Below are 20,092 nucleotides of genomic sequence, written 5' to 3'. Positions count from 1 at the left end.
GGGGAAAGAATGAAAGAAAAAGGGGAGGACGCTTCCGCCCTCCCCTCTGCGTCTTCTTACTTCACCACCTGCACGGCGGCCTGGGCCTGGGCAGCCAGTCCCTTGTCGCCGGTGGCGGTCAGCTTGCCGGCCTTGTCGTCCCAGCGCAGCTTCACCGTCTTGCCCACACCCTTCTCGTAGGCGTTGGTGACGCCGTCGTCGTCATAGAGCGAGAACTCGGCGTCCCGGCCCGGATAGACCTTCACCGCGCTGATCGCCTGGGCCTGGCTGGTGTTGGTGATCGGCGCGCCCATCGGCACGATCGAACCGGCGCGGACGAACAGGGGGATGACGTCGATCGGCGCCTTCACGCGGATCGTCTGGCCGCCCGTGAACTTCTGGTTGGTCCAGTAGTCGTACCAGTCGGCGCCGGCCGGCAGGTAGACGTCGCGCTCGGTCTGGCCCTGCTGCGTGACCGGAGCCACCAGGAAGGCCGGGCCGAACATATACTCGTCGCCGATGTTGGCCACCTGCGGGTCGTTCGGGAAGTCCATGAACAGGCCACGCATGAAGGGCGCGCCGGTGTCGTAGGTCGTCTTGCCCATCGAGTAGAGGTAAGGCATCAGCGCGTAGCGCAGCTTCAGGTACTTGGAGAGGACGCCTTCGGCCTCCTTGCCGAACGACCACAGCTCGTTGCCCTTGCGCATGCCGTGCACCCGCAGGGTCGGGGTGAACACGCCGTACTGGAACCAGCGGGTGAACAGTTCGGGATAGTCGTTGTTCTGGCCGACCACGTCGCGGGCGTCCGACGGATCCAGCAGCGGCGCCTTGGTCGCCGTGGTGGTCGAGGGCAGCCACTGCCAGCCGCCGATGTCGTTGCCCCAGTAAGCCAGGCCCGAGGCGGTGAAGTTCAGGCCCGTGGGCACCTGGCGGCGCAGGGCCTCCCAGGTGGGCTGGATGTCGGACGACCAGAACAGCGAGCCGTTGCGCTGGGCGCCGGTGTAGGCGGCGCGGGCCAGGATCAGGTTGCGCTTGTCGGGACGGTCGCGGCGCGAGCCGTCGGCGGCCAGCTGGGCGTGCATCAGCGGGAAGGCGTTGCGGATGCGGTCACCCGTGCCGGCGTGGAAGTAGAAGCCCGACGGCACCAGGTCCGGCTCGGTCTCGTCCAGCCACAGCCAGTCGAAGCCCTGCGAGATGATGTTGTCGCGGATCTTGCCCCAGAACCAGTCGCGGGCCTCGGGATTGGTGCTGTCGATCAGCGCGCCGGTGCGGTCGCTGCGGAACGGCAGGCCGTCGACCGGATTGCCGTTCTCGTCCTTCAGGAACCAGCCCTTGCCGGCCAGATAGTTGAAGTAACGGCCTTCCTGCTCGAAGCGGGGCCACACGCTGATGATGGTGTGGATGCCGCGGTCGTGCAGCGTTTTGTTCATGCCGGCGGGATCGGGGAACTGCGCCGGATCGATGTCGATCTGGCCCATGCGGGTCCAGTGGAACCAGTCCAGCACCATGATGTCGAGCGGCAGCTGGCGCTTCTGGTAGCCGTCGGCCACGGCCATGAACTCGGCCTGGCTCTCGTAGCGGGCCTTGGACTGGATGTAGCCGAAGGCGGCCTTGGGCGGCAGCGGCGTCACGCCGGTCAGGGCGCGGTAGCCGGCGTAGATCTCGTCGCTGGTCTTGCCGGTGATGACGAAGAACGACACGCGCTCGCCGACATTGCTCTGCCACAGGGTGCGGCCGTTGACACCCGGATAGATCTTTGTGGCCGACGGGTTGTCCCACAGGATGCCGTAGCCCTTGGAGGTCACCAGGAACGGCACGCAGACGCTCTCGCCGTGCGGTGCGTCATAGTCGTGCTTGCAGTCGATGGTGCGGCCGCGCAGGTCGAGCGCGCTTTCCGACTCCTGGTTCTGCCCCAGGCCGTAGAAGTGCTCGTCGGCGGTCGTCGAGAAGCTGGCGCCGGCGCGGAAGGTCTTTTCGCCGCTGACCACGTGCGGGGCCATCTCCCAGCCGGTCATGTCGACCAGCGAGGTCCCGTCGGGCTTGCGCACCTTGATCGAGACCGGCGGCAGGGCCGGGGCGAAATAGCGCTCCTGCAGGCTGGGCGCGCCCGGCCACGGCTGGGCGACGACTTCCAGCGACAGTTCGGCGGAGGTGAAGATGTCGGCGCCGGCCTTCTGGTCGTGACGCCAGCCCTTGTCGGTGGCCTGGCCGTTGACGCCGTAGCCGGGGGCGGCCTTGGCCAGGTCCTTGTCCTGGCTGATGGTCACGCGGATCACGTTGGGGGCGTAGGTCTCGACCGAGACATAGGCGCCGTTGCGATCCACCGTCGTCTGCGGCGCGGCGACCGCCATGCCCGCCCCGACGCTGAGCGCCAGGCCCGAAACCAGACCCAGGACGCGCGCCTTTGCGCTGTTACCCAGCCAAGCCATGCGATTCCTCCACTAAGTTACCGCTATCATTTTCCTGATACCGGCGTAGTGGCGGCTGACAGCGCCGTCAACGCAGAAAGGTGCGATTTATGGGATGAATAGGGAGGGACGAAGACCCCCTCCGGCCCTCCGGGCCACCTCCCCCAAAGGGGGAGGATTTAGATGCTCCCCATCTGGGGGAGCTGTCGCGGAGCGACTGAGGGGGTCGGCTCCGCCGAAACGAAAACGGGCCCGGAGGTTTCCCTCCGGGCCCGTCTCGTAAGGTCATGAAGACCAGATCCGCGTCAGACGACGCGGAGCCGGATTACTTCACTTGGACCTTGGCGCCGGCTTCGGTCAGCTTCTTGGCGACTTCGTCGGCCTGCTGCTTCGAAACGTTTTCGACGACGTTCTGCGGAGCGCCTTCGACCAGGTCCTTGGCTTCCTTCAGGCCGAGGTCCGGACGGACGCCGCGGACTTCCTTGATCACGTTGATCTTCTTGTCGCCGCCGTCGACCAGGACAACGGTGAACTCGGTTTGCTCTTCAGCAGCTTCGACCGGAGCAGCGGCGCCACCGACGGCGGCCACGGCGACCGGAGCGGCGGCCGAGACGCCCCACTTTTCTTCCAGCAGCTTCGAGAGTTCAGCGGCTTCCAGCACCGACAGGGTGGACAGTTCTTCGACCAGCTTTTCGAGCTTCGACATGTGTCAGTTCCTTAGAGAGATTGGGATAGATTTGCGGGGATGACCGTTACGCGGCGTCTTTGGTCGCGTAGGCATTGAAGACGCGAGCCAGCTGGGCGGCCGGAGCCTGCAGGACGCCAGCGATCTTGGTCGCCGGAGCCTGGATGAGGCCGATGAGCTTGCCACGCAGTTCGTCCAGCGACGGAAGGGTCGCCAGAGCGCGCACCGCGTTCTCGTCCAGCACGTTGGTCTGGTCCAGGACGCCACCGACAATCTTAAGCTTGTCGTTTTCCTTGGCGAACTGCACCGCGATCTTCGCGGCCGAGACAGCGTCCGGGCCGTAGGCGATGGCGACCGGGCCGGTGAAGAGCGAATCGCCCTTTTCGCCGAGCTTGCCGTCCAGAGCCTTGAGGGCCAGGGTGTTCTTCACAACCTTGATCGCGGCGCCTTCCTTGCGGAGGCGAAGACGAAGGTCGGTCATTTCCGCAACGGTCAGACCCATGTAGTGGGTCACGACGACAGCGCCGGCATCGGCGAAGACGCTTTTCAGCGACTCGATCGATTCCTGCTTTTGAGCGCGGTCCATTGCGGTCTCCTACTCAGTTGCAGGCGGCCGGACCATTCCGGCAGCCAGATGCTCGTCCCATGCGGAATTGCTCCCGCGCGCGAGTTGCATCAGCCTGTTCCAAGGAAAGTCGGCCGCGCACCTGACTCGGGCAAAGCCACGAGGTAGGAGGTCTTGGCGTCTCTATCCCTGTCTCCCGACGGCGAGGAAGGGCTCTTCCTCGATTATGGCGCTGGTGACCCCGCGCCCCGCAGTTCTCAAACAGGTTCGCCGCCAAACCGGAGTCCAGCGGAGAGGCGGGCCGTATAGAGGATTTGCCAAAGGAACGCAACGGGGTGTCGGAACACAGCGCGGCCGAACGTCTTCAAGGGAGCGAAACCCGAGAAGGAGCCTTCCCATGCTGGCCCAGTTCGACGCCTCCCCCACCCTGCCCGTCAAGGACCTGGCGCGAGCCCGACGGTTCTACGAGGACGTTCTGGGCCTTACGCCCGAGGGCGATTCCGAGATGGGCGTCCAGGCCTACCGCGCCGGTGACGTGGTCCTGACCGTCTACGAGTCCGCGTTCGCCGGAACCAACCAGGGCACGGCCGTCACCTGGCCGGTCGGCGGGCGCTTCGACGCCGTGGTCGCCGCGCTGCGTGACAAGGGCGTGGCCTTCGAGACCTACGACATGCCCGGGATCACGGTGGAAGGCGGCGTGCACAGCGCCGGCGGGATGAAGCTCGTGTGGCTCAAGGACCCGGACGGCAACATCCATCACGTGGGGAGTTTCTGAGGGGGAGAGCGCTCCGTTTCCTTCCTCATCGCCCCTCTTGCCTCTTCTTCGCTTTCCTCGCCCTTGTGGCGAGGACCCATGCCGGCGGCTGCTCAGATCCGGGCCGAGCTCGAAAGGTCTGAGCAGGTTGGACCATGGGTCCTGGGCGCAAGGCCCAGGAAAGCAAGGAAGGAAGCGCCGCGGTTACGGGGCTACGAACCCAGCCTCTCCTCCGCCGCCCTCGCCGCCGCCACGCCGGTGGCAAAACAGGCCTGCAGCAGGTAGCCGCCGGTCGGGGCTTCCCAGTCCAGCATCTCGCCGGCCAGGAACACGTCGGGCCGCGCCTTCAGCACCAGGCCGTCCAGGCTGTCGAAGGCCACGCCGCCGGCCGCCGAGATCGCCCGCTCCAGCGGTCGGGCGGCGGTCAGACGGATCGGCGCGGCCTTGATCGCCGAGGCCAGAGCGGCCGGCTCGGACGGCAGGTCCAGGCCGTGGGCCTCGCGCAGCAGATTCACCTCCACCGGCGACAGCTTCAGCGCCTTGCGCAGGTGGTTGGCCAGCGACTGGCCGCCGCGCGCGCCCGACAGGCGGCGCTCCAGAGTCTCGGCCGGCAGGTCGGGTCGCAGGTCGATCGTCAGCGTCGCCCCGCCATCGCGGGCGATCGCCTCGCGCGGGGCCGCCCCCAGGGCGTAGACCGCCCCGCCTTCGAGGCCGTAGCCGGCGACCATGGCGTCCCCGCGGGCCTGACGGCCGTCGCAGGTCAGGCGGACGTTCTTCAACGGCTCGCCGGCGAAGCGGTCGCGGAAGATCGCGCTCCAGGAAACCTCGAAGCCGCAGTTGGCCGGGGCGAAGGGCGAGACCTTCGCCCCCTGCCCTTCCAGCACGCCGGTCCAGGCCGCGTCGGAGCCGAGCTTGGGCCAGCTGGCGCCGCCCAGGGCCAGGATCGTCGCGCGCGGCCGCCACGCCTCGCGGCCGCCTGGGCCATCGACCAGCAGCGCGCCGTCGGCGTCCCAGCCCGCCCAGGCGCAGCGCGTGCGCAGCAGGACGCCCTGGCCCTCCAGCCGCGCCAGCCAGGCCCGCAGCAAGGGCGAGGCCTTCATGGCCTTGGGAAACACCCGGCCGCTGGCGCCGACGAAGGTCTCCTGGCCAAGATCCCCGGCCCAGGCGACGAGATCGGCCGGAGTGAACGCCTCCACCATCGGCCGCAGAAGCCCGGCGTGCTCGCCGTAGCGGGCCACGAAGCGCTCGAAGTCCTCGGAATGGGTCAGGTTCAGCCCGCCGCGCCCAGCCATCAGGAACTTGCGCCCGAAGGTCGGCATCTTCTCGAACACCACGACCGAGCGGCCGGCCTGCGCCAGACGCTGGGCGGCGATCAGCCCGGCGGGCCCGCCGCCGACCACGGCGACGTCGACGATGCTGGAAGCGTTGGAAGTCACGCGGCCTCGATATCCGTCAGAGCAAAGTCGCCGCCCTTGTAGAGCAGCGGAACGCCGTTGGTCCTGGCGCAGGCATAGGCGAAGCAGTCCCCCATGTTGAGCTTGGCTGGATGGACGCCTTTGCCGAAGCGAGCGAATGCGTCGAGCGCCAAGCTCCCCTCACGTGAACCTATCTCCACGACCGAGACTTCGGCGGCGCCGACATAGGACAACACTTCCAGCTCGGCGTCGGCGACATTCAGCCCCTTGGCGCGAACCAGGCTACGGACGGTTTCCCAAATTGCGACAGCGGAGGTTACGGCGCCGGTCGCGGCCGTCAGACGGCGCTCGAACACCTGCTTTTCAGGCTCGCCAAGAAGGATCGCGCAGAACGCGGAGGCATCGACGAACATCAATCGCCAGACAGTTCGTCAAAGAACGCCTTGTCGGCCTTGAGGCCCGTGCTGGGCAACGCCGCGATCCTGTCACTGATCGCCCGCATCCTGGCCAGCTTTTCTGCCTGCGCCTTCTCGCGCGCGGCCAAGGCCTCGCTGGCGGCCAGCTTCACGGCCTCGGTGATCCCCAGCCGCGTCTTCTCGGCCAGCTGGCGCACCAGGGCGTCGGTCTCGGGATCGCGGATGTGGAAGGCCATGGCGTCTCTCCGTCTAGACGAAAGATAGCATCGGCTAGCCGCGCCGCCAAACAGAGGGGCCCAAACGCAAGACGGGCGCTGGATCGCTCCAGCGCCCGCCTCCGAAGTCAGTGTGCTTCGATCAGCCGATTAGGCGTTGATCGAGGCCACGTCGACCTTGAAGCCCGGACCCATCGTCGACGACAGGCCGATCTTCTTGACGTAGACGCCCTTGGCGCCCGACGGCTTGGCCTTGTTCAGGGCGTCGATCAGAGCCTTGACGTTGATCAGCAGGGCTTCCTCGGTGAACGAGGCCTTGCCGATGCCGGCGTGCACGATACCGGCCTTTTCGACGCGGAACTCGACGGCGCCGCTCTTGGCGTCCTTGACGGCCTGGGCGACGTTCGGGGTCACGGTGCCGACCTTCGGGTTCGGCATCAGGCCGCGCGGGCCCAGCACCTTACCGAGGCGACCGACCAGGGCCATCATGTCCGGCGAGGCGATGACGCGATCGAAGTCCATGAAGCCGTTCTGGATCTTTTCGACCAGGTCCTCGGCGCCGACGACTTCGGCGCCGGCGGCGGTGGCTTCGGCGGCCTTGGCGTCCTTGGCGAAGACGGCGACGCGAACGTCACGGCCCGTGCCCGACGGCAGCTGAACGACGCCACGGACCTGCTGGTCGGCGTGACGCGGGTCGACGCCCAGGTTCACCGAGATCTCGATGGTCTCGTCGAACTTGGCCTTGGCGTTGGCCTTCACCAGAGCGATGGCTTCGGCGACGGCGTGGGTGGCGTCACGGTCGCCGGTCCAGGCCTTGATGCGCTTGGGTTGCGTAGCCATTGGATTAGGCCTCCACGATCTTCAGGCCCATGGCCTTGGCGGAGCCTTCGATGATCTTGGCCGCGGCCTCGATGTCGTTGGCGTTCAGGTCCTTCATCTTCTTTTCGGCGATCTCGCGCAGTTGCGTGCGCGTCACTTCGCCGACGGTCTCACGACCGGTCAGCTTCGCGCCGGACTTCAGGCCGGTGATCTGCTTCAGGTAGTGGGTCGCCGGAGGCGTCTTGGTGATGAAGGTGAACGACTTGTCCTGGTAGACAGTGATCACGGTCGGCAGGGGGGTGCCCTTTTCGACGTTCTCGGTGCGCGCGTTGAACTCCTTACAGAAGCCCATGATGTTGACGCCGCGCTGACCCAGAGCCGGGCCGATGGGGGGCGAAGGCGTGGCCGAGCCAGCCTTCACCTGGAGCTTGATGTAGCCCAGGATCTTCTTAGCCATACTATCCTCTCGTGAGGGCCGGAGCCCTCGCTGGTGAGCCGTGGTGCGGGCTTGGCGGCCCTTCCACGGATTTGGGTTCGCCAAAACGGCGAACACGCCTCGAAACCAGGTCCCGAAGCGAGGTCGCGGCGTTTAGCAGGAGAGCGGCGGAGAGTCAAAGACCCCCTCGCCCGCCCAGGCCCGCAAACAAGCAAAAACCCCGCGCCGTTTCCGACGCGGGGTTTTCGAAAGCTTCGGCTGGGGGATCGCGCTTAGGCGATCTTCTCGACCTGACTGTATTCCAGCTCGACCGGGGTGGCGCGGCCGAAGATCGAGACGGTGACCCGCAGGCGGGCCTTTTCCTCGTCGACCTGCTCGACCGAGCCGTTGAAGCTGGCGAACGGGCCGTCGATGACGCGGACGTTCTCGCCGACTTCGTACAGCACGACGGTCTTGGGCTTCTCGACGCCCTCTTCGATCGCGCCGACGATGCGCTGGACTTCCTTTTCGGAGACCGGGGTCGGCTTGGAGCCGCTGCCCAGGAAGCCCGTCACCTTCGGGGTATTCTTGATCAGGTGGTAGGCCTCGTCCGAGAGGTTCATCTTCACCAGGACGTAGCCCGGGAAGAACTTGCGCTCGGCGTTGACCTTGCGGCCGCGGCGGATCTCGACGACGTCCTCGGTGGGCACCAGGATCTCGGAGAAGCTGTCTTCCAGGCCCTGGGCCTTGGCTTGCTCACGGATGCTCTCGGCCACCTTCTTCTCGAAGTTCGAGTAGGCGTGGACGATGTACCACTTGTGGTTCGGGTTGGTCGCGGTTTCGGTGCTCATGGTCTTTATATGTCTTATCCGGCCGCGAACTTCAGCAGCAGATTGGCCAGCGTACCCAAAATCCAGTCGACGCCGAAGAAAAACACCGAGGCGACGATCACCATGATGAAGACCATCACCGAGGTGATCCAGGTCTCCTTGCGGGTGGTCCAGGTGATCTTGCGGGCCTCGGCGCGCACTTCACGGATGAACTGCACCGGGTTGAAAGGCTTCTTGGGGGCGGCTGCCGCCGCGGACGGAGCCTGACCGGCAGGGGCCAGCGCCGCGGCCGTACGGGCGGCGCGGTTCTTGATCGCTGACGGGCTGGATCCCGGTTTCCTGGCCATGGTTTCAGAGGCTCGCGTATCTGACAGGCCGGGCCGAACGCCGGACCGGCCGATGACATATAGTGGCAGGAGTGGAGGGACTCGAACCCCCGGCCCTCGGTTTTGGAGACCGATGCTCTACCAGCTGAGCTACACTCCTGCAGAACTCCGGTCCCGATAGAGAGGACCGCAGCCTTGGCGTCGGTCGAGGCCGGAGGGCCGCGAGCGGCGCCGCCGACGCTTCCCAGCGCCAGAGCGGCGTCGTGTAGCAGGGTCGTTTGCGCCGGGCAAGCGGATCAGGACGCGTTCGACACGCGTTATTGCGGAAGTCACGGATCAAGCGGCGCCTTTTCACAGGTTTCTTGGTCCGCCCGCGCCCGAATGAATGCCTGAAAGGATGAAAGATGGCCGCGAATACCGGCGAGCGCCCCTCCAATCGGGAGGTCGAGCACGAGAATCAGCGACCGAATCCGAATGTCGACGGCAAGCCGCCGCGTCCCGCCACCGAACCGGCCGGCGGCGAAGCCAGTGTGGACACGCCCAAGACGCGAACCGACCCCGGCTCCGGTGAAGGCTGAAGCGCAGCCTTCACCGGAGCCTTAGAGCCGTTCGAAGCGACAGGCGGCCTTAGCCGTCCTTCTTCTCTTCGGCGCCGGTCGAGGCGCTCGGCGTCGCCGCCGCGCACTGGACGTTCAGGTACGACCATTTCACGTCCGTGAGCTCACGGCCGCATTCCGTGTTCTTGCCCTGGTCGCGACCACGCAGCGAAACGCCGACCCCCTTGGCGGGGTCCGGAGCCGGACTGGCGCTGGAGACGTCGTAATAGCCGCCGTTGGGGCCGCGCACGACGAGGCACTTGGTGTTCTCGACCGGCCGCACGCAGCCGCTCGCGGTCACCGACTTACCCTCCAGGGTCACTTTCTGGGCCTGGGCGGACTTGGATTGGGCGCCGCCTTCACAACCCGCTACGCCTAACGCTAACAGACTGGCCGCCGCGGCGGCCATGACGAACCTCACCCGCATACGTTCCTCCGTATCGTTGGCTTCGCGAACGAAGCAAAAGGAAGTCTGCGCCCCGTTTGGGTGGTCGGCAATCACATTTTTGACACAGTCAGAAAAAGCGAACCGCGTTATTTTGAGCCGCTTGTAGAATTTTTTCTCAAAGCGCGTTCAGAGAGCAAAAGTTGACATCCGCTCTCAACTTCTCACATGACACCCGTGTCGCCTTCAGGGCCGGAGCGACGCCGGACTCTTCTTATGCGCGCCGCCGTTCTTCGGACGGCGCGAACAGGATCGAAATCACTGACATGACGGCCGAGACCGCCACCGCCGCCGCCCCTGCTCCCGCCAAGGAGTCCCCGCACCACCTGGAGACCGTTCTCTGGGTCAAGCACTGGACCGACCGGCTGTTCAGCTTCGCCATCACCCGTCCGGCCAGCTTCCGCTTCCGTTCGGGCGAGTTCGTGATGATCGGCCTGCCCGCCCGCGAGGAACTGGGCGAGAAGAAGCCGATCCTGCGCGCCTATTCGATCGGCTCGCCCTCGTTCGCCGAGGAGCTGGAGTTCTTCTCGATCAAGGTGCCCGACGGCCCCCTCACCTCGCGCCTGCAGCAGATCAAGGCCGGCGACCAGGTCCTGCTGGGCAAGAAGCCGACCGGCACCCTGGTGCTGGACGCGGTCAAGCCGGGCAAGCGCCTGTTCCTGTTCGGCACCGGCACGGGCCTGGCCCCGTGGCTGTCGGTCGCCCGCGACCCCGACGCCTACAGCCGCTTCGAGAAGGTGATCGTCGCCCACGGCGTGCGCGAAGTGCAGGAACTGGCCTATCGCGACCTCTTCACCAGCGAGATCCACGAGGACCCGCTGGTCGGCGACGAGGCCAAGGCCCAGCTGGTCTACTACCCCACCGTCACCCGCGAGGCGTTCGAGCGCCAGGGCCGCTTCACCGACCTGATCACCAGCGGCAAGCTGTTCACCGACCTGGACCTCGAAGGCGGCAAGTTCGATCCCGAGCACGACCGCGCCATGCTGTGCGGCTCGATGGCCATGATCAAGGACACCGCCGCCCTGCTCGAGGCCCACGGCCTGGTCGAGGGCTCCAACGCCGAGCCCGGCGACTTCGTGATCGAACGCGCCTTCGTCGGCTGACGATCCGCTGAAACGAAAACCTCGCCCTTCGACAAGCTCAGGGTGAGGTTTTCTGACGCCAGATCTGCGCATTGGTCCTCATCCTGAGCCTGTCGAAGGACGGGGACCACGCAACGCGCACGCCCTGGCGACGGGGCCAAATAGAAAAGGCCAGCCGCGAGGCTGGCCTTTTTGCTGCCTGACCTACGCTCTCACCGCTTGCGCGTATTGGGCAGGAAGGCGGCCAGCAGACCCAGCGCCGGCAGCACCGCGCACAGCTTGTAGACGGTCTCGACGCCCTTCCAGTCTGCCACTTCGCCCAGCACCGCCGCCCCCAGGCCGCCCATGCCGAACGAGAAGCCGAAGAACAGGCCCGAGATCATGCCGATCCGGCCCGGCGCCAGCTCCTGGGCCAGCACAACGATGGCCGGGAAGGCCGAGGCCAGCAGCAGGCCGATGACCACCACCAGCGGTCCGGTCCAGAACAGGCTGGCGTAGGGCAGCAGCAGCGTGAACGGCAGCACGCCCAGGATCGAGATCCAGATCACCGCCTTGCGGCCGAAGCGGTCGCCCACCGGCCCGCCGGCGATCGTGCCCAGGGCCACCGCCGCCAGGAAGGCGAAGAGGTGCATCTGGGCGTTCTCGACCGACAGCTGGAAGCGCTCGATCAGGTAGAAGGTGAAGTAGCTGGTCAGGCTGGCCATGTAGACGTACTTCGAGAAGATCAGCACCAGCAGGATGGCGATGCCCTTGCCGGCCGCGCCCTTGGGCAGGTCGATCGAGACCTTGCGGGCGCCGGCCAGGGCCAAGCGCGCCGCGCCGTGGTGACGGGCCCAGACGGCGACGTTCCACAGCACCGCCCCGGCCAGCAGGGCCAGCAGCGCGAACAGGGCAAGACTCGACTGGCCCCAGCGCACCACGACCAGCGCAGCCGCCAGCGGCCCCAGCGCCTGGCCGGCGTTGCCGCCGACCTGGAACAGCGACTGGGCCAGGCCCGGCCGGCCGCCCGCCGCCATCCGCGCCACCCGCGACGACTCAGGGTGGAACACCGACGAACCGACGCCCAGCAGGCAGGCGCCCAGCAGGACGAGGCCGTAGACGTGGGCGACCGACAGCACCGCCAGGCCGGCCAGCGAGAACAGCGTCCCGCCCGGCAGCACCCACGGGTTGGAGCGGCGGTCGGCATAGAGCCCGACCAGCGGCTGCAGGATCGAAGCGGTGATCTGGTAGGCCAGGGTGACCAGGCCGATCTCGCCGAAGCTCAGGTGAAGGTCGGTCTTCAGGTTCGGATAGATGGCCGGCAGCAGCGACTGCATCATGTCGTTGAGCAGGTGGCAGCCGCTGATCGCGAGGATCACGCCGAACACCGTGGTCTCTGCCTGCGGGCTGGACGGGTCGGCGGCGGGGGATCGGATCGCGGTGTCGGTCATCAGGCTCTTCCAGTGAAGGTGCGACCGCGATAGGACCGGAAGGAGCGTCCCGCATTCCGCATCGGGACTTTCACTTTCGCAAGTGGGACAGATGGCCAAGCCCTGGGTGCATCCCGCCGACTACGACGCCACGCCCCGCCCGGTGGTGGCCACGGGCAACGAGTACCCGCCCTCGTTCGAGCTGGACTGGCACCAGCATGGGCGTGGCCAGCTGCTCTACGCCGCCGCGGGCGTGGCCGTGGTCTCCACCCCGCACGGCGCCTGGATCGCCCCGCCCGAGCGCGCTGTCTGGACCCCGGCGGGCGTGCCGCACTCGGTCCGCATGGTCGGCGCGGTCAGCACCCGCAGCGTGCTGCTGGACGAACGCGCCTCGGCGGCGCTGGGCGATGCGGGCCGGGTGATCGGCGTCTCGCCGCTGGTGCGCCATCTGCTGATCGCCGCCTGCGACATTCCCGTCGACTATGACGAGGCCGGCCGCGACGGTCTGGTCATGAACCTGCTGCTGGCCGAACTGGCCCGCGCCCCGGTGATCCCGCTGGCCGTGCCCTTCCCCGCCGCCCCGGCCCTGGCTCGTCGCTGCCACGCCTTTCTCGAGCGCCCGACCCCGCACGAGACCATCGACGACTGGTGTGGCGAGCTGGGCCTTGGCCGCCGGGCCTTCACCCGCGCCTTCCGCCGCGAGACGGGCATGAGCTTCGGCGCCTGGCGGCAGCAGGCCCTGTTGCTCGCCGCCCTGCCCCGCCTGGCGGCCGGCGAGCCGGTGACGACCATCGCGCTCGACCTCGGCTACGACAGCCCGGCGGCCTTCTCGACCATGTTCAAGCGCCTGCTGGGCATTCCGCCAAACCGGTACAAGCCGGGCGGGGCCGGCGCAGGTTTCGATTGACCCGCGCCGCCCCCTGACGGAGACCTCCGGTCCGTGAGCCAAACCCTGAAGAACCTAACCGTCGAGGACGCCCGCGGCCGGATGCTGGACGGCGCCGCGCGCCTGGGCGTCGAGACCGTCGCCCTGCCGCTGGCCGTGGGCCGCGTGCTGGCCCAGGACGTGGTCGCCGACCGCCATCAGCCGCCCTTCGCCGCCTCGGCCATGGACGGCTGGGCGATCCGCCGGGCCGACTACGGCGAGGTCGAGAGCTTCGCGATCGCCGGTGAAAGCGCCGCGGGCCGGGCCTACCCCCGGCCGCTGGAAGCGGGGCAAGCGGTACGGATCTTCACCGGCGCGCCCGTCCCAGCCGGCGCCGACCTCGTCGTCATCCAGGAGGAAGCGACCCGCGACGGCGACCATGTGACCTTCGCGGCGGGCGATACGCCCAAAAGCAACATCCGCCCGGCCGGCGGCGACTTCCACGCCGGCGACCGGCTGCTGGAGGCTGGCGTGCGCATCGATCCCTGGCGACTGTCGCTGGCCGCCGCCGCCGGCTTGGCGAAGCTGCCGGTCGCCCGACGACCGAAGGTGGCGATCCTGGCCACCGGCGACGAACTGGTTCCGCCCGGCGCCGCGCCCGCCCCTGACCAGATCTTCGAATCCGGCTCGTTCAGCCTGGCGGCCCTGATCGAGGCCTGGGGCGGACAGGCGATCAAGCTCGCCCCAGCCGCCGACTCCGTGGACGCCATCGCCGCCGCCGTGGCCGACGCGGCCGTCGACCTGGTGGTGACCATCGGCGGCGCCTCGGTCGGCGACTACGACCTGGTCAAGCCGGCGATGAGCCGCCTGGGACTGGACCTTCGCGTCCAGACCATCGCCGTGCGGCCGGGCAAGCCGACCTGGTTTGGCTTCCTGGACGGTGGCCGCCGCGTTCTGGGCCTGCCGGGCAATCCAGCCTCGGCCCTGGTCTGCGCCGAACTGTTCCTGCGCCCGCTGCTGGCGGCCCTGTCGGGCGCCGATCCGGCCATGCCGCTCAGCGTCGCGCGCCTTTCCGCCCCGCTGAACGGCAACGGCCCGCGCGAGCACTGGATGCGCGCCGCACGGTCGATCGACGACGAGGGTCGAGTGACGGTCACGCCCTTCCCCGACCAGGACTCCTCGCTGGTCGGCGTATTCGCCCGGGCCGACGCCCTGGTCATGCGCGCCGCCGGCGCCCCGCCCGCCGCCGCGGGCGAACTGGTGACCATCCTGCCGCTGGCCCGCGCCTGAATCGCCCCCTGAATCGGCGACGAGGCGCAAGGAGCATGCTAAGCCGCGAAAGTTGAACGGAGTTCGAGTGTCCATGGGTCGCGCCGGCAAGATCGCAGCGCATGTGTTCCTGGCCTTCCTGGCCCTGTTGATCGGACAGGTCCTGGCCGCCGGCTTCGACACCGATCGGCCCGGCCTGCTGGCCCATGCCGGCCTTTACGCCCTGTCGGCCTTCGTCGTGGAACTGCTGTTCCGGCTGGAGCGCGCACCCTGGCGGTTCGTGGCCGCCGCCGACCACCTGCGCATCGCCCGCTCGGCGACCCTGACGGCCCTGACCTTCTCGCTGCTGGCGCGCCTCTTCCTGCCCGACCTCGACGGCGGCCTGCGCACCATCCTGGCGGCCCTGGTCGTGCAGATCGGCCTGCTGGCCGCCCTGCGCGTGGGTCGCCGCGCCCTGCACGAAGGCGTGCTGGCCGAGGCCCTGGTCCGCCTGCGGCCCGCCCCCGCCCACCCGGCCCTGCCGCGCCTGCTGATCGTCGGCACGGCGGGCGAGGCCGAAACCTTCCTGCGCGACCCGGCTTTGGCCGAGCGCTACGCCGTGGTCGGCCTGCTGACCCCCGAGGCCCGCGAGACCGGCGACGAGATTCGCGGCGTCTGTGTGCTGGGCGCGATCGACCGCTTCGACGCCGTCATGCGTCAGCTCAGCGACGGCGGCCTGTCGCCGGCCGCCGTGCTGTTCCTGGCCGAAGCGCCCCTCAGCGCCTTCGGCGCCGAGCGCCTGGGTCGGCTGAAGAGCGAGGGCGTGCGCCTGCTGCGCCGCCAGGGCGTGGTCGAGATGGGCGAAGGCCCGACGGCCGCCGCCCTGCGCGAGATCAGCCTCGAGGAGTTGCTCAGCCGCGCCCCCGTGCGCCTCGACCCCGCCCCCGTGCGGGCCCTGGTCAGCGGCCGCCGCGTGCTGGTCACCGGGGCCGGCGGCAGTATCGGCTCGGAGCTGTGCCGCCAGATCGCCGCCAGCGGCGCGGCGCACCTGACGATGGTCGACGCCTCCGAAGCCAACCTCTTCCTGATCGACCGCGAAATCGCCGAGGCCTGGCCGGCCCTGCCCCGCCGCGAGGCCCTGTGCGACGTACGCGACGAGGCTCGTGTGTCCCGCCTGCTGGCCGCCGAACAGCCCGACATCGTCTTCCACGCCGCCGCCCTCAAGCACGTGCCGATGGTCGAGAACCACCCTTGCGAGGGCGTGCGCACCAACGTGCTGGGCACCCGCAACGTGGCCATCGCCGCCAAGGCCGCAGGCGCCTCGCACTTCGCCCTGATCTCGACCGACAAGGCCGTGGCGCCGTCCAGCGTCATGGGCGCCACCAAGCGCGTGGCCGAAGCCATCGCCCGCCAGTTCGGCGGCGGCGGCCAGATGCGCGTCGGCGTCGTGCGTTTCGGCAACGTGCTGGGCTCGGCCGGGTCGGTCGTGCCGGTGTTCCGCCACCAGATCGCCCGCGGCGGCCCGGTCACCCTGACCGACGCCAATGTCGAGCGCTACTTCATGACCATCCCCGAGGCGGTGTCGCTGGTGCTGCGGGCCGTGGCCCAGTCGGCCGCCGACGCCCAGCCTCCCGCCGGCGTGCTGACGCTGGAGATGGGCGAGCCGGTGAAGATCATCGACCTGGCCCGCCGGATGATCGAGCTGCAGGGCCTGGTCCCCGGCAAGGACATCGAGATCCGCATCACCGGCCTGCGTCCGGGCGAGAAGCTCACCGAGGCCCTGGTCGACGTCAACGAGACCGCCGCGCCCAAGTCGGCCGGCGTGGTCGAGGCCACCCCGGTCGCGCCGCCGCCGCGCATCGACGAGGCCACCCTGGCCGACCTGGAGACCGCCGCCCTGGCCGGCGACGAGTTCGGCGTGCGCGCGCAGCTGTTCGCCCTGGTCGAGCGGCTGCGGTCGACGACGGCGGAGACGGCGAAGGCTTGATCCGGAGAACCTCCCCCTGTGGGGGAGGCGGCCGAAGGCCGGTGGGGGGGTCGTTCTCAGCTGCCGAAAACTCCGCCGATTTCGCTCACTCCCCCCCACCGATCGCTTCGCGATCACCTCCCCCACAGGGGGAGGTTCCCCAAGCCCCTCAGTGAAAATCCCGGCTTCGCAGCAGCCGCCCCGACACCTTCTGGCGCACGCGCGGCGCCGGGGCCCCGGGCTCGTCGCGCAAGGTCGACAACTCCGCCGACAGGTCGGTGAAGCCTTCGGCGACGATGTGGATCACGCCCTCGGCCGCCTGCACCTTGCCATGCACCACCAGGAACGAGGCGGTCATCACCACGTTGCGGTCGGCCTCGAAGCGGTCCTTCCAGACCACCGCGTTGGCCACGCCCGTCTCGTCCTCCAGGGTGACGAACACCACCCCCTTGGCCGTGCCCGGCCGCTGGCGGATCAGGACGAGGCCGCCGACCGACACCTTCTGGCCGTTGCGCATCCCCACCAGCCGGTCGGCGGTCACCGCGCCCATCTCCGCCAGCATCGGCCGATAGAAGCCGCACGGGTGCGCCTTCAGGGAGAGGCTGGTGGTGCGATAGTCCTCGGCCACCTCCTGCGGCTTGCCCATCGCCGGCAGGGCGACCCTGTCTTCGAACAACGGCAGGCCAGCCAGCAGCGGGGCCTGGACCGGCGCCTTGTGCTCGCCCTTCAGCCCCTTCACCGCCCACAGGGCGTCGCGCCGCGACAGGCCCGTGGAGGCGAAGGCGTCGGCCTCGGCCAGCAGTTCCAGCGCCCGCTGCGGCACGCCCCCCTGCGCGAACTCCGCCGGCGTGCGCGCGCCTTCGTCGCGAGCCTTCACCAGAGCTTTGACGTCGGTCTCCTTGAGGCCCTTGATCTGGCGCAGGCCCAGGCGCAGCGCCTTCCAGCGGGGGCGGGTCTTTTCGTTGGAGATCTTGCGGGGGTCGCGTCGCTCCTCCCCCGGGAAACGGGGGAGGTGGCGCGGCGCGGATACGCGCCGTGACGGAGGGGGCGCGGGACGGAGTGCGGCGGTCGCCCCCTCCACCGCTTCGCGGTCCCCCTCCCCCGCTAACGCGGGGGAGGAACTTGAGACTTCCAATGTGCAATCCCAGTCACTGGCCATCACGTCCGGCGGTCGCACCTCGACCCCGTGCTCGCGGGCGTCGCGCACCAGCTGGGACGGCTGGTAGAAGCCCATCGGCTGGGAATTGATCAGCGCCGCGCAGAACACGTCCGGCCAGGCCCATTTGATCCAGGCCGAGACGTAGACGAGCTTGGCGAAGCTGGCCGCGTGGCTTTCCGGAAAGCCGTAGTGGCCAAAGCCCTCGATCTGCTTGAAGCAGCGCTCGGCGAAGTCGCGCTGGTAGCCGCGCCGAACCATACCCTCGACGAACTTCACCCGGTATTCGGCCGGCGTACCCAGGTTGCGGAAGGTGGCCATGGCCTTGCGCAGGCCGTCGGCCTCGTCGGGCGTGAACTTGGCCGCCTCGATGGCGAGACTCATGGCCTGCTCCTGGAACAGCGGCACGCCGTAGGTGTTGCCGAGGATCTCCTCCAGCTCGTTCTCCGGTCCATGCTCGGGCGCGGGCTTGGGCCAGTCCACGGGCTCGATTCCGTTGCGGCGCTTGAGATACGGGTGGACCATGTCGCCCTGGATCGGTCCCGGGCGCACGATCGCCACCTCGATGACCAGGTCGTAGAACCGGCGCGGCCGCAGGCGCGGCAGCATCGACATCTGCGCCCGGCTCTCCACCTGGAACACCCCGATGCTGTCGGCCACGCACAGCATGTCGTAGACGCCCGCCACCTCGGCCGGCACGTCGGCCAGGTCGACGATGGCCTCGCCGTGATCCTCGCGCAGCATGCCGAAGGCCCGCTGGATCGCCGTCAGCATGCCCAGCGCCAGCACGTCGACCTTCATCAGGCCAAGACTGTCGATGTCGTCCTTGTCCCACTCGATGAAGGTGCGGTCCTTCATCGCCGCGTTGCCGATCGGCACGGTCTCGTCCAGGCGCCGCTTGGTCAGCACGAAGCCGCCCACGTGCTGCGACAGGTGACGGGGAAAGCCCATCAGCTCGGTGGCCAGGGCCACGGCTCGGGCGATCTCGGGCGCCTTGGGATCAAGGCCCGCATTCGTCAGGTGCTCCTCGGGCAGGCCGTCGCCCCAGCTGCCCCAGACCGTGCCGGCCAGCAGGCTGGTCACGTCCTCGGTCAGGCCCAGGGCCTTGCCGACGTCGCGGATGGCGCTGCGCGGGCGGTAGTGGATCACCGTGCCGCAGATGGCCGCATATTCCCGGCCGTAGCGTAGGTAGACGTACTGCATCACCTCCTCGCGCCGCTCGTGCTCGAAGTCGACGTCGATGTCGGGCGGCTCGCCGCGGTTCTCGGAAATGAAGCGGGTGAACAGCAGACGGTGCCTGGTCGGGTCGATCGCCGTCACCCCCAGGCAGTAGCAGACCGAGGAGTTGGCCGCAGACCCCCGCCCCTGGCACAGGATCCCCTGGCTCCGCGCCCAGCCGACGATGTCGTGCACGGTGATGAAGTAGTTGGGGTAGTCCATCTTGGCGATCAGCCGCAGCTCTTCCTTCAGCTGGGCCGCCACCTTCTCGGGCACGCCGTCCGGATAGCGCCAGGCCGCGCCCTGCCAGGTCAGGTCGGTCAGGTGCTGCATCGAGGTTTTGCCCGGCGGCACCGGCTCGTCGGGATATTCCTCGTGCAGGTCGGAAAGGTCGAAGCCGATGCGGGCGACGATCTCGGTGGTTCGGGCGATGGCCCTCGGCCAGCGCTCGAAAAGGCGCGCCATCTCGGCCGGGGCCTTGATGTGGCGCTCGGCGTTGGCCTCCAGCCGAAAGCCCGCCTCCTGGATCGTGCAGTGCTCGCGCACGCAGGTGATCACGTCCTGCAGCGGCCGCCGCTCGGGACCGTGATAGAGCACGTCGTTGGTGGCGACCATCGGCGCGCCGGCGCCCTCTCCCAAGGCGTCGAGGCGAGAGAGACGCTTGAGGTCCTGGGCCGCATAGGCGCGGGACGCAGCCAGCCACACCCGCCCCTTCAGCGCGGCGGCGATACGATGCAGGTCGGCCTCGAAGGCGGCGTCCAGCTTTTCGGGCGGCACGACCAGCACCAGCTGCCCCTCGCCGTGCTCGACGAAATCGGCCCACGACAGGACGCACTCGCCCTTGCCCGCCCGCCGCTGGCCCACGGTCAGAAGCCGGGTCAGCCGCGCGAAGGCCTCGCGGTCGGAGGGATAGCAGAGCAGGCTCGGCGTGCCGTCGGCGAAGTCCAGCCGGCAGCCGGCCAGGGCCCGGACCTTGAGTTTCTTCGCGGCCGTCCAGGCCCGCACCACCCCGGCCAGGCTGTTGCGGTCGACCACGCCCACGGCGGAAAGGCCCAGGGCCTCGGCGGTCAGCATCAGCTCCTCGGCCCGCGAAGCCCCGCGCAGGAACGAGAAGTTGGTGGTGGCCTGGAGCTCGGCATAGGCGCGGGTCATGGGATCCTCCCCCGTGGGGGAGGTGTCCGCGAAGCGGACGGAGGGGGGAGTTGCTGATGAACGTCCGCCGCCGCGGAAGCTGAAAACGCCCCCCCTCCGGGCCACCTTCCCCAGAGGGGGAGGATCTT

At 68.6% G+C, this 20,092-nt stretch carries 18 protein-coding genes, 1 tRNA gene and 1 pseudogene; 6 read left to right on the top strand and 14 right to left on the bottom strand.

The window, feature by feature from the left end:
* Nucleotides 1-56: 56 nt before the first annotated feature.
* The 3 genes from ACODR1_RS10715 to rplJ all read right to left on the bottom strand — a co-directional run bounded on the left by ACODR1_RS10715 (nt 57) and on the right by rplJ (nt 3,658).
* Nucleotides 57-2,408: a glycoside hydrolase family 31 protein gene (locus ACODR1_RS10715; RefSeq protein WP_488880423.1), complete on the bottom strand. Its 2,352-nt coding sequence runs from the start codon at nt 2,406-2,408 to the stop codon at nt 57-59.
* Nucleotides 2,409-2,712: 304 nt separating this feature from the next.
* On the bottom strand, nt 2,713-3,093 hold the full coding sequence (rplL, locus tag ACODR1_RS10710) for a 50S ribosomal protein L7/L12 (RefSeq protein WP_058346458.1): 381 nt from the start codon (nt 3,091-3,093) through the stop codon (nt 2,713-2,715).
* Nucleotides 3,094-3,139: 46 nt separating this feature from the next.
* Nucleotides 3,140-3,658, bottom strand: coding sequence for a 50S ribosomal protein L10 (rplJ, locus tag ACODR1_RS10705; protein WP_101719577.1), 519 nt, complete (start codon nt 3,656-3,658; stop codon nt 3,140-3,142).
* Between the two features lie 376 nt (nt 3,659-4,034).
* Between rplJ and ACODR1_RS10700 the strand changes: the two genes are divergently transcribed.
* On the top strand, nt 4,035-4,412 hold the full coding sequence (locus ACODR1_RS10700) for a VOC family protein (RefSeq protein ID WP_488880422.1): 378 nt from the start codon (nt 4,035-4,037) through the stop codon (nt 4,410-4,412).
* A 191-nt stretch (nt 4,413-4,603) separates the two neighbouring features.
* Here the strand turns inward: ACODR1_RS10700 and ACODR1_RS10695 are convergent, their stop codons facing one another.
* From ACODR1_RS10695 to ACODR1_RS10660, 8 genes are all read right to left on the bottom strand, one after another.
* The gene (locus ACODR1_RS10695; RefSeq protein ID WP_488880421.1) at nt 4,604-5,827 is read right to left on the bottom strand and encodes a TIGR03862 family flavoprotein; all 1,224 of its coding nucleotides are present in this window, start codon (nt 5,825-5,827) and stop codon (nt 4,604-4,606) included.
* Complete coding sequence (locus tag ACODR1_RS10690; RefSeq protein WP_488880420.1) at nt 5,824-6,219, bottom strand: type II toxin-antitoxin system VapC family toxin; 396 nt, start codon at nt 6,217-6,219, stop codon at nt 5,824-5,826. Before ACODR1_RS10690 ends, ACODR1_RS10695 begins: the two co-directional genes overlap by 4 nt.
* A complete protein-coding gene (locus ACODR1_RS10685) occupies nt 6,219-6,458 on the bottom strand; it encodes a type II toxin-antitoxin system VapB family antitoxin (protein WP_488880419.1) in 240 nt (79 codons plus the stop codon). The genes ACODR1_RS10690 and ACODR1_RS10685 overlap by 1 nt, the downstream gene beginning before the upstream one ends.
* Before the next feature lie 129 nt (nt 6,459-6,587).
* On the bottom strand, nt 6,588-7,277 hold the full coding sequence (rplA, locus tag ACODR1_RS10680; RefSeq protein WP_101719572.1) for a 50S ribosomal protein L1: 690 nt from the start codon (nt 7,275-7,277) through the stop codon (nt 6,588-6,590).
* 4 nt (nt 7,278-7,281) lie between these two features.
* Nucleotides 7,282-7,713, bottom strand: a complete 432-nt coding sequence (gene rplK / locus ACODR1_RS10675) for a 50S ribosomal protein L11 (protein WP_058346464.1) — start codon at nt 7,711-7,713, stop codon at nt 7,282-7,284.
* A gap of 251 nt (nt 7,714-7,964) precedes the next feature.
* The gene (gene nusG / locus ACODR1_RS10670; protein ID WP_058346465.1) at nt 7,965-8,522 is read right to left on the bottom strand and encodes a transcription termination/antitermination protein NusG; all 558 of its coding nucleotides are present in this window, start codon (nt 8,520-8,522) and stop codon (nt 7,965-7,967) included.
* A 14-nt stretch (nt 8,523-8,536) separates the two neighbouring features.
* The gene (gene secE, locus ACODR1_RS10665) at nt 8,537-8,848 is read right to left on the bottom strand and encodes a preprotein translocase subunit SecE (RefSeq protein WP_058346466.1); all 312 of its coding nucleotides are present in this window, start codon (nt 8,846-8,848) and stop codon (nt 8,537-8,539) included.
* A gap of 63 nt (nt 8,849-8,911) precedes the next feature.
* Nucleotides 8,912-8,987: transfer RNA gene (locus ACODR1_RS10660), tRNA-Trp, on the bottom strand.
* Nucleotides 8,988-9,231: 244 nt separating this feature from the next.
* Between ACODR1_RS10660 and ACODR1_RS10655 the strand changes: the two genes are divergently transcribed.
* Entirely contained in the window at nt 9,232-9,405 is a 174-nt protein-coding gene (locus ACODR1_RS10655) for a hypothetical protein (protein ID WP_165799384.1), read from the top strand.
* 49 nt (nt 9,406-9,454) lie between these two features.
* Here the strand turns inward: ACODR1_RS10655 and ACODR1_RS10650 are convergent, their stop codons facing one another.
* Complete coding sequence (locus ACODR1_RS10650) at nt 9,455-9,745, bottom strand: hypothetical protein (RefSeq protein WP_240633813.1); 291 nt, start codon at nt 9,743-9,745, stop codon at nt 9,455-9,457.
* A 334-nt stretch (nt 9,746-10,079) separates the two neighbouring features.
* Between ACODR1_RS10650 and ACODR1_RS10645 the strand changes: the two are divergent.
* Nucleotides 10,080-10,971 (top strand): annotated as a pseudogene (locus tag ACODR1_RS10645) (ferredoxin--NADP reductase); the annotation flags it as partial.
* A gap of 191 nt (nt 10,972-11,162) precedes the next feature.
* Here the strand turns inward: ACODR1_RS10645 and ACODR1_RS10640 are convergent.
* Nucleotides 11,163-12,380 carry an MFS transporter gene (locus ACODR1_RS10640; protein WP_488880418.1) on the bottom strand — a complete coding sequence of 406 codons (1,218 nt, stop codon included), beginning with the start codon at nt 12,378-12,380 and terminating at the stop codon, nt 11,163-11,165.
* Nucleotides 12,381-12,471: 91 nt separating this feature from the next.
* Here ACODR1_RS10640 and ACODR1_RS10635 point away from each other — a divergent pair, with 91 nt between their 5' ends.
* The 3 genes from ACODR1_RS10635 (at nt 12,472) to ACODR1_RS10625 (ending at nt 16,459) form a co-directional block, all read left to right on the top strand.
* Complete coding sequence (locus ACODR1_RS10635) at nt 12,472-13,266, top strand: AraC family transcriptional regulator (RefSeq protein ID WP_488880417.1); 795 nt, start codon at nt 12,472-12,474, stop codon at nt 13,264-13,266.
* 33 nt (nt 13,267-13,299) lie between these two features.
* Entirely contained in the window at nt 13,300-14,514 is a 1,215-nt protein-coding gene (locus ACODR1_RS10630; RefSeq protein ID WP_488880416.1) for a molybdopterin molybdotransferase MoeA, read from the top strand.
* Nucleotides 14,515-14,587: 73 nt separating this feature from the next.
* Nucleotides 14,588-16,459, top strand: coding sequence for a polysaccharide biosynthesis protein (locus ACODR1_RS10625; protein WP_488880438.1), 1,872 nt, complete (start codon nt 14,588-14,590; stop codon nt 16,457-16,459).
* Between the two features lie 148 nt (nt 16,460-16,607).
* Here the strand turns inward: ACODR1_RS10625 and ACODR1_RS10620 are convergent, their stop codons facing one another.
* Nucleotides 16,608-19,964, bottom strand: a complete 3,357-nt coding sequence (locus tag ACODR1_RS10620; protein WP_488880415.1) for an error-prone DNA polymerase — start codon at nt 19,962-19,964, stop codon at nt 16,608-16,610.
* Nucleotides 19,965-20,092 lie beyond the last annotated feature (128 nt).

Source organism: Caulobacter sp. FG7, assembly GCF_057808875.1.
The sequence above is the reverse complement of the archived record's forward strand: the minus strand, read 5'-3'. Positions and strand labels throughout refer to the sequence as shown.